This window comes from Mesorhizobium sp. M0678 (assembly GCF_040320505.1).
In the GTDB taxonomy this organism is placed as follows: Bacteria; Pseudomonadota; Alphaproteobacteria; order Rhizobiales; family Rhizobiaceae; genus Mesorhizobium.
Genome location: NZ_JAMYPT010000011.1, coordinates 20,217 through 34,842, shown reverse-complemented (window position 1 = coordinate 34,842; position 14,626 = coordinate 20,217). Strand labels below are relative to the sequence as shown.

Genomic DNA, 14,626 nt, shown 5'->3' with positions numbered 1-14,626 from the left:
ATTGCCTCCGCTGCCGGCGACGTTGATCGGCGCCTTCTACCGGCCGTCTTCGACGAGAAGGCCGACTGGGGTCAGGTCTTGGTGATACATGCCGGCGTTCATGGCGAGCAGCACCGTCCGGCCCTGATCCGCCATCGCCTTGTCGAATTTGTCCAGTGAACCGAAAGCCTTGCCGTCGGGGCCTGTGTGGAACACACCGACGTCATAGCGGCGCAGATCGATTTCGCAGACGACATAGGCGACCGCCTCGAAGCTCGTATCGCGGCACGGCGCCGGTAATTCACCGCCGACGACGAGAGATGGCTGTCTCGGCGACCTGGCCCACCAGATCAAGGACAGTGCGGCGAACAGAACGGCGAGGAGGAACCCGGCGAGATATCGTCTTTTCATCGCGCCTCGGGAAAGATGGTGGCCAACGCTCTTGGCCCAAGATCAGACGTTCCTTTGCGCCATTTGCGTGGCAAGGCGGCAAACATCTTGTTTCGCGCAACCCATGGGTTTATTTGAAGGGTAATGTTCGAGCCTGACTCCCACAGGCATGAAAGGGTATTCCATGAGCGGCATCAACGACTACATCGACAATGAAGTGAAGGGCAACGACGTCGTTCTCTTCATGAAGGGCACGCCCGGCTTCCCGCAATGCGGATTTTCCGGCCAGGTCGTGCAGATCCTCGACTATATCGGCGCCGACTATAAGGGCGTCGACGTGCTGACGTCGGCCGAACTGCGGCAAGGCATCAAGGATTATTCCAACTGGCCGACCATCCCGCAGCTCTACGTCAAGGGCGAGTTCGTCGGCGGCTGCGACATCATCCGCGAGATGTTCCAGGCGGGCGAATTGCAGACCTTCCTCGTCGAAAAGGGCGTCAGCGTCAAAGGCGCCGCCTGACTTCTGTTTCTGCGTATGACCTTCCGCCTGCGATTTTCGGGGGTCATGCGCTAAGCGCCGGGGCAGCCCCCACCTTGGCAAAAAAGTTCTGCCCGCTACCGGGCAATCAACGAATGGATGCGTCGGCCAGCCGGCGCATTTTCGTTTGAGGATCGGACTGGCCGTGGATCAGCAAGCACAAGCGCAGCAAAAGGCAAGCACCTTGCCTATTCCGCGCTGGGAATTCATTGCGCTGTGCGCGGCGCTGATGGCGCTCAATTCGCTGGCCATCGACATTATTTTGCCGGCGCTGCAGCAGATCGGCGCTTCGCTTGGCATCGAAAATGAAAACCACCGGCAATATGTGGTCACCGCCTATATCCTTGGCTTTGGCGGCGGACAGCTGTTCTTCGGGCCGATCTCGGACCGCTTCGGGCGCCGCGCGCCGCTTGTCGCAGGGCTGGTGATCTACGTCCTGGCGGCCGGCGCTGCGGCAATCGCCCCGTCATTCACCACGCTTCTGCTATGCCGGGCCGTGCAAGGCATCGGCGCGGCGGCGACGCGCGTCATTGCCGTCTCGATCGTGCGCGATACGTTCGACGGAAGGCGCATGGCCGAAGTCATGTCCTTGATCTTCATGGTGTTCATGGCCATTCCGGTGGTGGCGCCCGGTATCGGCCAGTTCATCATGCTGTTTGCGACCTGGCATGTGATCTTCGTCACCATGGCAGCCGGCGCGCTGATCGTGTCCGCCTGGTCGCTGCTGCGCCTGCCCGAGACACTACACCCCGAATATCGCCGGCCGCTGACGCTGTCCTCCATCATCGGTGGCTTCCGCATCGTTCTCACCAACCGCATCGCGCTCTGTTATGCCTTCGCCAGCACCTTCATCTTCGGCGCCATGTTCGGCTTCATCGCCTCGGCCCAGCAGATCTATGTCAGCGTGTTCAATGTCGGCGAGATGTTCCCGGTCATCTTCGCGGGGGTTGCCGGCGTGCTTGCTTTTTCGAACTACCTCAACTCGCGCCTCGTCGGCCGCATCGGCATGCGCCGTCTGTCGCAAAGCGCGCTGCTGCTGTTTCTGGCCATCAGCCTTGCCTGGCTGGTCGTTTCCATCGAAATGAAGATGCCGCTCTGGCTCTTCATTACCTTCTTTGCCTGCGCCATGGTCCCCTTCGGCGCGCTGGGCGCGAACTTCAACGCGCTCGCCATGGAGCCACTGGGGCACCTGGCCGGCACTGCGTCGTCGATCCTCGGGTTCATGCAGACATTTCTTGGTGGCATTCTCGGCACGCTGATCGGCCAAGCCTTCAACGGCACGGTGACGCCGCTGGCCGCCGGGTTCTGCAGCGTGTCGGTGGCGGCGCTGCTGATGATCCTGCTGGCCGAGCGCGGCAGACTGTTCCAGCCGCATAACCCGCCGGTTTAATGCCCATTGCGCGTGCGCCTAGGATGCACCCTCACTGACCGCGGTGAAGCGAGGGAACAGCGTACGTCCTGCGATTGCTCCACCCATACTGTCCGAAACGGGCAGTGGAAGAGCCTTGTCGAGCGCCTCGAGGACGGAAGCCACGAAGGCCCGGTTGAGCGGACCATCGTCCCCTAGATGTGAGTAGGTGACGCGCGGCTTGCCGATAAGCGTGCCGTTTCGGCGAATTGAGAACTGCAGCGTCAGGGTCATGCCCGCGCTTCCGCGCGGCGGCTTCCAACAGGCGAAGATCGCGGAGAACATCTCGTCTATGGTGTCGACGGAGTCGGGACTGCGACATGCGCGTTCCCCAGCTCTTGCTTCATTGACACCGGCAACCAAGGCAAGGGCAAAGGCCGTTGCAACAATTGCGGACCGAGGTTTCATTCGAGATCTCCGGTTTCGCACAAGATTGGACAACTTTGGCAGCGAAGAGTTATTCCGCCCAGAGCTCGCGGCGCAGCTCCCGCCAGCTCTCCCGGTCCGGCGCGACCAGCAGGCCACCTCCGACATGCGACGGCAGATAGGCGCTGCCGTCGAAGCGCGCGGCATGGCCGCCCGCCTCCGCATGGATCAGCACGCCGGCCAGGTGGTCCCAAGGCATCAGCTTGTTGTAGACGACGAAATGGCCGTGGCCGCTGGCCAGCAGGCGGTATTCGTGGGCGGCGCAGCGATAGTTGAACTGCGACAGCGACTTGGTCTGGTTGCGCGCCAAACGTGAGCGGTCCGGCTCGGGCACATAGTGCCATGAGACCGCACCGGTCATTTCCGACATCGGCGCCGGTTTGGCGACATGGACCTTTTCCAGATTGCTATGGGCATGGCGGATATGGCTGCCGGCGCCACTAACGCCGATCAGCCAATCCTTGCCGACGGGATCGTGAATGATGCCGGCGACCGTCTCGCCCTTGATCACGACGCCAAGCATGACGCCGAACAGCGGCACGCCGGAGGCGAAGTTGAAGGTGCCGTCGACCGGGTCGATGACGAAGGCGAGTTCGGCATCGCCGAGACCGTCGAGCAGCGTCGGGTCGTCGGAGCAGGCCTCCTCGCCGACGATCATTGCGTGGGGATAACGCTGGCGCAGCCTGGCGGTGATGAGCCGTTCGGCATTGACGTCGGCCTCGGTGACGAGATCGGCGGCCGAGGTCTTGCGACGGACGTCGCCCTCGCTCAACCGGCGAAAGCGTGGCATGATCTCGGCGACGGCGGCTTCCGACAGAAGGTCGGCAAGCCAGTCGATCGCGCTATCGTCAAATGTCATCGGGACGCCTGGTGGTGAGGGTTTCGTTGAGGGCGGCGAAATCGAACAGCTTCCTGTCGAGCAGATGCGAACGCCGCACATTGGTCATGGCGTGGATCATCGTGTCCTTGCGGCCGGGCATGCGCTTCTCGATGTCGTCGAGCATCGCCTTCATGGCGTTGCGCTGCAGGCCTTCCTGGCTACCGCACAGATCGCACGGAATGATCGGGAATTTCATGGCGCCGGCGAATTTCTCGAGATCGGCTTCCGCACAATAGGCGAGCGGCCGCAGCACCATGACATCGCCTTCGTCATTGAGCAGCTTCGGCGGCATGGCGGCCAGGCGCCCGCCATGGAACAGGTTCATGAAGAAGGTTTCCAGTATGTCCTCGCGGTGGTGGCCGAGCACCAGCGCCGAGCAGCCCTCCTCGCGGGCAATGCGATAGAGATGGCCGCGCCGTAGCCGCGAGCACAGCGAGCAATAGGTGCTGCCCTCGGCCAGCTTGTCGGTGACCACCGAATAGGTGTCCTGATATTCGATGCGATGCGGAATGGCATATCTATCGAGATAATCGGGCAATATGTGCTTGGGAAAGTTCGGCTGGCCCTGGTCGAGATTGCAGGCTAACAGCTCGACCGGCAGCAGCCCGCGCCATTTGAGATCGAGCAGAACGGCAAGCAGGCCGTAGGAATCCTTGCCGCCCGACAGAGCGACCAGCCAACGGTCGCCGGGCCTCACCATGGAGAAATCGTCGATCGCCTGGCGGGCAAGCCGCAACAGCCGTTTGCGCAGCTTGTTGAACTCGACGGAGGACGGCACATCGGCAAACAGAGGATGAAAGCCGCCTTCGGCGTCGGCGACCGGTTCGAGCGTTTCGGCGTCTGGCTGCATGTTCACGGCGCGTCGGCCCCAAGATCCTGTTGCCGCCCGCAGTAGCGCATCGGACCGAAAATCGAAATCGATTTCGGAATCACGCCGCGGAAAAGGAACGAAAAAAGAAAAGGCCGCCTCGACGGGCGGCCTTCGATTGTATCGCGACGAACGCGACGATCAGCGCGAATAGAATTCGACGACCAAGTTCGGTTCCATCTGCACGGCAAACGGAACGTCCGCCAGGCCGGGGATGCGCGTGAAGGCCGCGGTCATCTTGTTGTGATCGGCTTCAATATAATCGGGCACGTCGCGCTCGGCCAGGCCCACCGATTCCAGCACGATGACCAGCTGCTTCGACTTCTCGCGCACTTCGACGACGTCGCCCGGCTTGCAGCGGTACGAGCCGATGTTGACGCGCTTGCCGTTGACGTTGACGTGGCCGTGATTGACGAACTGGCGCGCCGCAAAGATGGTCGGCACGAACTTGGCGCGGTAGACGACCGCGTCGAGGCGCGATTCGAGCAGGCCGATCAGGTTCTCCGAGGTGTCGCCCTTGCGGCGGTCCGCCTCTTCATAGACCTTGCGGAACTGCTTTTCCGAAACGTCGCCATAGTGGCCCTTTAGCTTCTGCTTGGCGCGCAGCTGCAGGCCGAAATCGGAAAGCTTGCCCTTGCGGCGCTGGCCATGCTGGCCGGGGCCGTATTCACGCTTGTTGACCGGGGACTTCGGGCGGCCCCAGATGTTTTCGCCAAGACGGCGGTCGATCTTGTACTTCGCGGATTCGCGCTTGCTCATCGCATTCCCTTTCAAAACAACATACCCGGAACCTCATGGTCCGGGTGAAGGAAACGCGCCCTCCTCTGGCCTCCGTTTTCGAGACCTGACAGGGTTTTCCACGCAACGCGACGGAAAACCCACGGGACACGTCATTTCAAACAAGACATAGGGAAAGTAAAACCGGCTTCCCAAACGTCTTGCACACATAAAGAAAACCACCGGGCATTGCGGCCCGGTGTTGGTGGGCTGGTTAAACGGAGATTTAACCGCTGTCAAGCTTCTGGCTGGCGCGAATCGCCGAACCGGATAGTGTTACGGTTGTAGAACGTGCCGGATGTGGCGGGAGGTTGCGCCAGCGGCATCAGGAAGGGACTGAAGTCAGAGGAGCTGGAATTCGCATGAAGAAGTTCTTCCTTACGTTGGTAGGAGCCGCGGTGATGGCCGGCACGATGGCGGTCGCGCCCGAGCCGGCGCAGGCCCGGCATTGGCATGGGCACAGGCATCACCAGGTCTGCCGCATCGTGGTCAAGAAGAAGGTGGTGTGGCGCCACGGTCATCGCAAGGTCATCCGCTACAAAGTGCGGCGCTGCGGGTGGGGCTGGAACTGGTAATTTTCGTCCTCGCCCGTTGAGACTTCATGGCCCGCGGCTCAGCCGCGGGCCTTTTATTGACCGGCATCCGCCGTCAGAATGGCCAGTCGATCAGTGTTTCGACTTCTTTTCCGGCAGGCCCTTGCGCTTGGTCTCGGCGAATTCCTCGAGCTGTTTTTCGCTCATGGATTTATACATTCCCTTTGACGCGCCTTTGAGCGCGCCCTTCTTGGTCTCGCCGCGCTTGGCTGACAATGCCGCGCCGGCCGCTTTCTGCTGGGCTTTTGAGGTGGCTGGCATGATGGTTTCTCCCGTTTCCGATGAGAGGAAAACGCATTGTCTGGTGTGATGTTCCCAAAGCGAAAATTGCTTGCGGTCAGGATATCGTCAGGCCAAATCCCTGCATCAGCCGGCGCGTCGGAAAATCGGCGCTGTTCGAGGTGAAGAACGCAAGGTCGGCGCCTTCCGGCAGTGCCTCTCTGCGATAAGCGGCCTCGGTATCGGCAAGCAGCGACAGCGCCCGGCGTGCGATCGCCTCGGCCGGGTCGAGCCAGTCGACCGGCCACGGTGCTGTCTTGCGCATGCGGTTGGCCAAAAACGGATAATGGGTGCAGGCAAGCACGACGATGTCGGTGCGCAGCCCGTCATGCTCGACGAAGCACGGCGCGATCTCTGCGCGCACGGCGTCCTCGTCGACAAAACCGTCGCGCATATAGGCTTCGGCCAATCCCGCCAGCCTGTCGCTGCCGACCAGGCGGACATGGCATTTCTGCGCCCATTTGCTGATCAGATCGCGCGTGTACTGGCGCTTGACGGTGCCGGGCGTCGCCAGCACCGAAACCAGACCTGAGCGCGTGCGTTCCGCCGCCGGCTTGATGGCCGGCACGGTGCCGACGAAAGGATGGCCGGGAAACCTCTCGCGCAAAGCATCGATGACCAGTGTCGAGGCGGTGTTGCAGGCGATGACCGAAATGGCCGGCGAAAACCGGTCGAGCAGCCTGGCGAACAACTCCAGGATATGTGTTCTCAGCGCCGGTTCCTCCCAGGCGCCGAAGGGGAACGCCGCGTCGTCGGCGACATAGATGAAGCGGCGGTCAGGCATCAGCACGCGCGCCTCACGCAGCACGGTGAGGCCGCCAATGCCGGAATCGAACATCAGGATCGGACGGGCGCTTGATGGATCGGTCATCGTCATTGAATTCACTAAGGGCTGGGATCACGTGGGCTCGAAAGAGAGAAGGCGGGCCCATCCTTTGCGTCGGCGATGGCTTTATCTCTGACGCTTCTATCTGGAACCATCATGGCCTTGATGCGGCGAGACGATCACACAAGGCCCCGCTTGCCGAAGCCGCCGGGCCGCGGCCGGCCGTTCGCCGGAGATGCAGGTTGAGATGCAGGGTGGTTCGACGGCACCGGCGCGGCCCGCGTGGCGTAGGCTGGAGCCAGGGCCGTCGCGCCGGCGGCTGACGCTGAATGGAGCGCGGCGGCGCCGCGCAGCGGCCCGGGCGGGTCGAAATCGTCGAAACTCAGGGATGACGCCATATCCGCAGAGCCACCGCCCGCCGGCTTGCCCGCCAAGATGACGGCCCACAGCCCGACAAGAGCTAATCCCAGCAGGTTGAGGCCGGAATGCGAATCTTCGCCGTCGAATTTTACGACAAGAACAGTGCCGGCCTGCAGGATCGCGAACAGGGTCGAGAACACGATATACGACCAAAGGATCCAACTCGACCCTTGCGCGTCGCGGCTTCGACGCCAGGCGAAATTCGCGCGGAACAGAACGATCACCAGCGAGGTAACGAGAACAGCCGCGGCCAGCCCTTCCCTGGAAGGTCCGGGCTTTGAATTGGCCAAACCCTCGATGCCGATGGTCAGCACGACGCACAGCACAAAGGTCACGATTTCCGCAACCAGCAAGGCCGCGGAATAGAAAAAAAAGCGAAGACGCCCGATATTTGAATTGAACATCGAAAGGATCCATCGTTTTCCAGACAATGGATCACACCAAATAACATTCGGTTACTGGTGAGGTATGGGCAGTTCCGAGGCTAGTCTTTGTCTTTCGCCCTCGCAGCGCGTGCCGCGGCCGCCGGGAGCCGCCTTGGATCGTCGCCGGGCGATCCGTCGCCGCGCGGCATGGCCGGCGAGAACCTGTCCAGCGATGATATTATGCCGCGCAGCACCTTGAGCTCCGGCTCGGCAAAGCCGGGGCGGGTCAGCACAGCGCGCAAATTGTCGACCATCTTCGGCTTCTTCGCTGCCGGGCGGAAATAGCCGCGCGCCTCGAGTGCACCTTCCAGATACACAAACAGGCCGTGCAATTCGTCCTTGGTGGCCGGCGGCATTTCGGGGCCGGAGAAGTTGGTCCTGGTCTCGTCTTCCAGGCCGGACTTCATCCATTCATAGGACATCAGCAGGGCCGCCTGGGCGATGTTGAGCGAGGAGAAGGCTGGATCGACGGGGAAGGTGACGATCTCGTCGGCAAGGCCGACCTCGTCATTATAGAGGCCGAAGCGCTCGCGGCCGAACAGGATGCCGGTGCGCTGGCCGGCCCGCTGCCGCGCGCGCAGCGCCCTGCCCGCCTCGACCGGACCGCGCACCGGCTTGAAATTGTCGCGCGCGCGCGCCGTGGTGGCGAAGACGAAGTTCAAATCGGCAATCGCCGAGGCCAGGTCATCGAACACCTTGACGGCATCGATGACGTGGTCGGCGCGGCTTGCGGCGGCACGCGCCTTCTCGCTCGGCCAGCCGTCGCGCGGATTGACGAGCCGCAGCTCGGAAAGGCCGAAATTGGCCATGGCGCGCGCAACCATGCCGATATTCTCGCCGAGCTGCGGCTCGACCAGGATGATCGCCGGTCCGGACGCTGGAGTTCCGGAGGCAAGAGGGTTGTCGGGATCCTGGGTAGCGGCCATGGTTGTCAGTGAACTGCTGTTTGCGGCATTTCGCAGTCCCCTGCCACATTTGGCGGCGAAAATGAAGCTTTCGCAAGGAATGCCGGCACTACGGCGCGGTTCGCCGTTTGCGCGGCCAAAAAGCCTTTGATATACGGGCCGCATCCCAGGGCCGGCAGCCGTGCGGGCAAGGCCGTTCCGTTCCCCAAAAGCGAGGCATTCTTTCCATGGCGAAGATCAAGGTGGCGAACCCGGTCGTCGAACTCGACGGCGACGAGATGACCCGCATCATCTGGCAGTTCATCAAGGACAAGCTGATCCACCCTTATCTCGACCTCAAGCTCGAATATTACGACCTCGGCATCGAGCACCGCGACGCCACCAACGACCAGGTGACCATCGATTCGGCCAATGCCATCAAGAAATACGGCGTCGGCGTGAAATGCGCGACGATCACGCCCGACGAGCAGCGCGTCGAGGAATTCAAGCTGAAGAAGATGTGGAAGTCGCCGAACGGCACCATCCGCAACATCCTCGGCGGCACCATCTTTCGCGAGCCGATCATCATGAAGAACGTGCCGCGGCTGGTGCCCGGCTGGACCAAGCCGATCATCGTCGGCCGCCACGCCTTCGGCGACCAGTACCGCGCCACCGACTTCCGCTTCCCCGGCAAGGGCAAGCTGACGATCAAATTCGTCGGCGAGGACGGCCAGGTGATCGAGCACGACGTGTTCGACGCACCCGGCGCCGGCGTCGCCATGGCCATGTACAATCTCGACGAATCGATCCGCGAATTCGCCCGCGCCTCCCTGAACTACGGCCTGCTGCGCAATTACCCCGTCTACCTCTCGACCAAGAACACCATCCTCAAAGCCTATGACGGCCGCTTCAAGGACATCTTCCAGGAGGTCTACGAGGCGGAGTTCGAAACAGAATTCAAAGCTAAGAAGCTCTGGTACGAGCACCGGCTGATCGACGACATGGTGGCCTCGAGCCTGAAATGGTCGGGTGGCTATGTCTGGGCCTGCAAGAATTATGACGGCGACGTGCAGTCCGACACGGTGGCGCAAGGCTTCGGCTCGCTCGGCCTGATGACCTCGGTGCTGATGACGCCGGACGGCAAGACCGTCGAGGCGGAAGCCGCGCACGGCACCGTCACCCGCCACTATCGCCAGCACCAGAAGGGCGAGGAGACCTCGACCAATTCGATCGCCTCGATCTTTGCCTGGACGCGCGGCCTCGCTCATCGCGCCAAGCTCGACGACAATGCCGAACTGAAGCGCTTTGCCGAGACCCTGGAAAGGGTCTGCATCCAGACGGTCGAGTCCGGCTTCATGACCAAGGACCTGTCGCTGCTGATCGGCCCCGACCAGCCATGGCTTTCGACCACCGGCTTCCTCGACAAGATCGACGAGAATTTGCAGAAGGCGATGGCCTGAGCCCAACCGACATGGGCAAGCCCGTCGTCTACGGCGCGGATTACAGCGTCTATGTGCGCATCGTGCGGCTGGTGCTGGAGGAAAAGGGCGTCGGCTACGAGCTCGTGCCCGTCGACGTCTTTGCCGCGGACGGCATTCCCGGCTGGTATTTCGAGCACCAGCCGTTCGGCCGCATTCCGGCCTTCGAGCATGACGGCTTTCGCCTCTACGAGACCGGCGCGATTGCCCGTTATGTCGACGAAGCCTTTGGCGGCCCGGCGCTGCAACCGGTCGAAGCCCGGCCTCGAGCACGCCTGAACCAGATCACCGGCCTGCTCGACGCCTACGCCTACAGGACCATGGTCTGGGATGTCGCTGTCGAGCGGCTGGAAAAAACGCCGCCCGACGAAGCCGTGATCGCCAACGGGTTGCGGCAGGCGAGAACGGCATTGCAGGCGCTCTCTTCGCTGAAAGCCGAAGGGCCTTGGCTGTTGGGGACGGACCTGACGCTGGCCGACCTGCACGCCGCACCGATCATCGGCTATTTCGTCAAGGTCGCCGAGGGACAAGCCCTGCTGGCCGAGTTTGCCGAGATTCGGGATTGGTATGCGCGCATCACTCAACGCGCGAATTTTGCGAAAACCGAAAAGGCAGGGTGAAACCGCCGCGAGGCGCGGCAACTTCGCACGACCTGGGTTCCTCGCCCCGCTTGCGGGGAGAGGTGGCTCGGCGAAGCCGAGACGGAGAGGGGAAATCGGCGCATTCCTAAAGCGCCTTTTGATTGCGCAGGCCCCCTCTCCGGCCGCTTCGCGGCCACCTCTCCCCCACTTCGTGGGGGCGAGGAACCGGAGCCAAGCCGCTTAATCGGGAAGGTAGATCTCCGCCTTCATAAAGGTCTTCGCACGGCCTGTGATCAGCACGCGATCTCCGGCCAGTTTGCATAGCAAATGCCCGCCGCGCTGCGAGCATTGGAATGCCGACAGATGCGTCTTGCCGAGTTTTTCAGCCCAATAAGGTACCAGCGTCGCATGAATGGAGCCGGTAACCGGATCCTCGGGAATGCCCGCCCCGGGCACGAAGTAACGGGAGACGAAATCGTGGGCTCGCCCAGGCGCGGTAATAACCAGGCCGAGAGAATGAAAACGTCCGATCCTGAGCAGATCGGGAACGAAAGATCGCACGGTTGTCTCGTCGGCAAGCTCGACAAACAGGTTCTCGAAATTGCGGAAGCTCGCAACCGGCCGCTGAGGCAATATCGCTTGCAGCGCCGAGTTCAGCTCTTCCTCGATGGGCTGCGGCGGAAAACAAGGCAGATCGAGCTGATAGCCCCCTTCCCACCGGGAAACCCGCAGCTCGCCGACCCGGGTGGCGAAGGCCATTTCGCCCTGACCATTGTATTCCGTAGCCAGCACATGGGCGGCCGCAAGAGTGGCGTGGCCGCAGAAGTCGACTTCATGGACCGGCGTGAACCAGCGCAAATCCCAACCTTTGCCATTCGGCCGCACAAACGCGGTTTCAGCAAGATTGTTTTCGTTGGCGATGGCCTGCATTACCTGCTCCGACAGCCATTCCTCTAAAAGGAGAACGGCGGCAGGGTTACCCTGGAAGGCCCGTTCGGCAAAGGCATCGACCTGATACATCGTCAGCGTCGGCATATCGGCTCTCAAAGATATCCGCTGGGCGGCGCGCCATTTCGGCCGTGCCGCCCCCGGTGCAGGTTCACGCCGCTTCGAGAGCCGCTTTCACCGCAGCGATCGCGTCTTCGGCCTTCGAGGCGTCCGGGCCGCCGGCCTGAGCCATATCGGGTCGCCCGCCGCCGCCCTGCCCGCCCAATGCCGCGGACGCGACGCGCACCAGATCGATGGCGTTGAAGCGGCCGGCCAGATCATCGGTGACGGCGACGACGACGCTCGCCTTGTTGTCCTCGCCGGCGCCGACAAAGACGACGATGCCGGAGCCGAGCGACTTCTTGCCGGCATCGGCCAACGGCTTAAGATCCTTTGGCGAGACGCCCGATACCGCCTTGCCGAGAAAACCGACACCGGCAATGGTTTCGTTTTCCGCAGGCACACCGGCTGGCGAGCGATCGCCCAGCGCCAGCTTCTTGCGCGCCTCGATCAGCTCCTTTTCGAGCTTCTTGCGTTCGTCCAGCAGCGCCTCGACGCGGGCCGGCACATCGGCCGGCGAAATCTTCAACGCGGCGGCGGCCGCCTTCAACCGCTTGTCCTGTTCGTCGAGATGCTTTCTGGCCGCCTCGCCGGTCAACGCCTCGATGCGGCGCACGCCGGCAGCGACCGCGCTGTCGGACACGATGCGCACCAGGCCGATATCGCCGGTCGCCCTGACATGCGTGCCGCCGCATAGCTCGACCGAATAAGGCCGGTTGGCCTTGGCGCCATGCAAGCCCGTGCCCATCGAAACGACGCGCACTTCATCGCCATATTTCTCGCCAAACAGCGCCATGGCGCCTTCGGCAATGGCGTCGTCGACAGACATCAGCCGCGTGGTTACAGGGCCGTTCTGAACGACGATCTCGTTTGCCATGCGCTCGACCTCTTCGAGCTCGCCAGGCGAGATCGGCTTGTTGTGCGAAATGTCGAAGCGCAGACGCTCGGGCGCGACCAGCGAGCCCTTCTGCGCCACATGGGTACCCAGCACCTCGCGCAGCGCCTCATGGATCAGATGCGTGGCGGAATGGTTCGCGCGCAGCCTGGAGCGACGCGCGTGGTCCACCTTCAGCTCGACGGTCGCGCCCGTCTTGACCGTGCCGTTAGCCACCTTGCCGAGATGGACGAAAAGCCCATCGGCCTTCTTCTGGGTATCGGATATTTCGATCGAGAACCCGTCGCCCGAAATGACGCCGGTGTCGCCCATCTGGCCACCGGACTCGCCATAGAACGGCGTCTGGTTGACAACCACGGCAACGGCGTCACCTTTGCCGGCGCTGTCGACGGTCTTGCCGCCCCTGACCAGCGCTTGGATGAGGCCTTCCGCCTGCTCGGTCTCATAGCCGAGGAACTCGGTGGCGCCGGCGTTCTCGCGCACCGGAAACCATACCGTCTCGGTCGCCACGTCGCCGGAGCCGGCCCAGCTTTTGCGCGCCTCCGCTTTCTGCCGCTCCATCGCCTCGGTGAAGCCGGCAAGGTTGACCGAGATGTTGCGCTGGCGCAGCGCGTCCTGCGTCAGATCGAGCGGAAAGCCATAGGTGTCGTAGAGCTTGAACGCTGTCTCGCCATCCAGCATGTCGCCGGAGGCCAGCTTTTCCGTCGCCTCCGAAAGCAAGCCCAAGCCGCGCACCAGCGTCTTGCGGAAGCGCGTCTCTTCCAGCTTCAGCGTTTCGGTGATCATCTGTTCGCCGCGCACCAGTTCCGGGTAGGCTTGGCCCATCTCGCGGACCAGTGCCGGCACCAGGCGCCACATCAGCGGATCGCGGGCGCCGAGCAACTGCGCGTGGCGCATAGCGCGGCGCATGATGCGACGAAGCACGTAGCCGCGTCCTTCGTTGGACGGCAGCACGCCGTCGGCGACCAGGAAGCAGGACGAACGCAGGTGATCGGCGATGACGCGCAACGATGCGACGGCGTCCGCATCCGGACCTTTGCCAAGCGCCGACGACGCAGCGTCGATCAGGTGGCGGAACAGGTCGGTTTCGAAGACGCTTTCAACCCCTTGCAGGATGGATGCCATGCGCTCGAGGCCCATGCCTGTGTCGATCGACGGACGCGGCAGGTCGACGCGCTCCTCCTTCGTCACCTGTTCGTACTGCATGAACACCAGGTTCCAGAATTCAAGGAAACGGTCGCCATCCTCCTCGGGGCTGCCGGGAGGGCCGCCCCAGATATGCTCGCCACGGTCGATGAATATCTCCGAACACGGCCCGCAAGGTCCAGTGTCGCCCATTGCCCAGAAATTGTCCGAAGTCGCGATGCGGATGATGCGATCGTCCGAAAGGCCGGCGATCTTCTTCCAGTACGAGGCCGCCTCGTCGTCGGTGTGGTAGACGGTGACCAGCAGCTTGTCCTTCTTCAGCCCGAACTCCCTGGTGATCAGGTTCCAGGCAAGCTCTATGGCCCGCTCCTTGAAATAGTCGCCGAAGGAGAAATTGCCGAGCATCTCGAAGAAGGTCAGGTGGCGCGCGGTGTAGCCGACATTGTCGAGGTCGTTGTGCTTGCCGCCGGCGCGAACACTCTTCTGGGCAGTCGTGGCGCGCGAATACGGCCGCTTCTCCAGACCGGTGAAAACGTTCTTGAACTGCACCATGCCGGCATTGGTGAACATCAGCGTCGGGTCGTTGCGCGGCACCAGCGGGCTTGACGCGACGACCTCGTGACCTTCCTTGCGAAAATAGTCGAGAAATGCCGACCGGATCTCGTTGACGCCACTCATGAATACTGCCTTTTCGAGAGAACCGCCGGCTGCCGGCGGAAAATAGACATGGCCTTTTAGCGGTCGCACCGCAGCCTGTCCAGAAACACCAAATGGGCTCAAATCCCG

16 protein-coding genes are annotated in these 14,626 nt (G+C 62.4%); 5 read left to right on the top strand and 11 right to left on the bottom strand.

The window, feature by feature from the left end; genetic code table 11:
• Positions 1–36 precede the first annotated feature (36 nt).
• Positions 37–390, bottom strand: a complete 354-nt coding sequence (locus tag NKI29_RS20205; protein WP_352457785.1) for a hypothetical protein — start codon at positions 388–390, stop codon at positions 37–39.
• Between the two features lie 163 nt (positions 391–553).
• Here NKI29_RS20205 and grxD point away from each other — a divergent pair, with 163 nt between their 5' ends.
• Positions 554–889 (top strand): Grx4 family monothiol glutaredoxin, encoded by a 336-nt coding sequence (grxD, locus tag NKI29_RS20200; protein WP_023674712.1) that lies wholly within the window; start codon positions 554–556, stop codon positions 887–889.
• 208 nt (positions 890–1,097) lie between these two features.
• Positions 1,098–2,297, top strand: coding sequence for a multidrug effflux MFS transporter (locus NKI29_RS20195; RefSeq protein ID WP_502896716.1), 1,200 nt, complete (start codon positions 1,098–1,100; stop codon positions 2,295–2,297).
• Positions 2,298–2,315: 18 nt separating this feature from the next.
• Here NKI29_RS20195 and NKI29_RS20190 read toward each other — a convergent pair whose 3' ends face one another.
• From NKI29_RS20190 to rpsD, 4 genes are all read right to left on the bottom strand, one after another.
• Positions 2,316–2,723, bottom strand: a complete 408-nt coding sequence (locus NKI29_RS20190) for a UCP034077 family protein (RefSeq protein WP_352457787.1) — start codon at positions 2,721–2,723, stop codon at positions 2,316–2,318.
• A gap of 49 nt (positions 2,724–2,772) precedes the next feature.
• A complete protein-coding gene (locus NKI29_RS20185) occupies positions 2,773–3,600 on the bottom strand; it encodes an inositol monophosphatase family protein (protein ID WP_352457788.1) in 828 nt (275 codons plus the stop codon).
• Positions 3,590–4,471, bottom strand: a complete 882-nt coding sequence (ttcA, locus tag NKI29_RS20180) for a tRNA 2-thiocytidine(32) synthetase TtcA (protein WP_352457797.1) — start codon at positions 4,469–4,471, stop codon at positions 3,590–3,592. The genes NKI29_RS20185 and ttcA overlap by 11 nt, the downstream gene beginning before the upstream one ends.
• A gap of 159 nt (positions 4,472–4,630) precedes the next feature.
• Positions 4,631–5,248, bottom strand: coding sequence for a 30S ribosomal protein S4 (gene rpsD, locus NKI29_RS20175; protein WP_352457789.1), 618 nt, complete (start codon positions 5,246–5,248; stop codon positions 4,631–4,633).
• Between the two features lie 380 nt (positions 5,249–5,628).
• On the opposite strand from rpsD, the gene NKI29_RS20170 reads away from it, so the two are divergent.
• Positions 5,629–5,841: a hypothetical protein gene (locus NKI29_RS20170; RefSeq protein ID WP_023674706.1), complete on the top strand. Its 213-nt coding sequence runs from the start codon at positions 5,629–5,631 to the stop codon at positions 5,839–5,841.
• A 90-nt stretch (positions 5,842–5,931) separates the two neighbouring features.
• Here the strand turns inward: NKI29_RS20170 and NKI29_RS20165 are convergent, their stop codons facing one another.
• From NKI29_RS20165 to NKI29_RS20150, 4 genes are all read right to left on the bottom strand, one after another.
• Entirely contained in the window at positions 5,932–6,120 is a 189-nt protein-coding gene (locus NKI29_RS20165; protein ID WP_023674705.1) for a DUF3008 family protein, read from the bottom strand.
• Positions 6,121–6,196: 76 nt separating this feature from the next.
• Positions 6,197–7,009, bottom strand: a complete 813-nt coding sequence (gene murI, locus NKI29_RS20160) for a glutamate racemase (protein WP_352457798.1) — start codon at positions 7,007–7,009, stop codon at positions 6,197–6,199.
• A gap of 134 nt (positions 7,010–7,143) precedes the next feature.
• Positions 7,144–7,788, bottom strand: a complete 645-nt coding sequence (locus NKI29_RS20155) for a hypothetical protein (RefSeq protein WP_352570850.1) — start codon at positions 7,786–7,788, stop codon at positions 7,144–7,146.
• Between the two features lie 80 nt (positions 7,789–7,868).
• Positions 7,869–8,735, bottom strand: coding sequence for an RNA methyltransferase (locus NKI29_RS20150; RefSeq protein ID WP_352570849.1), 867 nt, complete (start codon positions 8,733–8,735; stop codon positions 7,869–7,871).
• A gap of 206 nt (positions 8,736–8,941) precedes the next feature.
• Here NKI29_RS20150 and NKI29_RS20145 point away from each other — a divergent pair, with 206 nt between their 5' ends.
• Together NKI29_RS20145 and NKI29_RS20140 are read left to right on the top strand one after the other, a co-directional pair.
• Positions 8,942–10,153: an NADP-dependent isocitrate dehydrogenase gene (locus NKI29_RS20145; RefSeq protein ID WP_352457792.1), complete on the top strand. Its 1,212-nt coding sequence runs from the start codon at positions 8,942–8,944 to the stop codon at positions 10,151–10,153.
• Positions 10,154–10,164: 11 nt separating this feature from the next.
• Positions 10,165–10,791 carry a glutathione S-transferase family protein gene (locus NKI29_RS20140; RefSeq protein WP_352457793.1) on the top strand — a complete coding sequence of 209 codons (627 nt, stop codon included), beginning with the start codon at positions 10,165–10,167 and terminating at the stop codon, positions 10,789–10,791.
• A gap of 201 nt (positions 10,792–10,992) precedes the next feature.
• Here the strand turns inward: NKI29_RS20140 and NKI29_RS20135 are convergent, their stop codons facing one another.
• On the bottom strand, positions 10,993–11,787 hold the full coding sequence (locus NKI29_RS20135) for a PhzF family phenazine biosynthesis protein (protein WP_352458421.1): 795 nt from the start codon (positions 11,785–11,787) through the stop codon (positions 10,993–10,995).
• A gap of 64 nt (positions 11,788–11,851) precedes the next feature.
• Positions 11,852–14,518, bottom strand: coding sequence for an alanine--tRNA ligase (alaS, locus tag NKI29_RS20130; RefSeq protein ID WP_352458438.1), 2,667 nt, complete (start codon positions 14,516–14,518; stop codon positions 11,852–11,854).
• Between the last annotated feature and the right edge of the window lie 108 nt (positions 14,519–14,626).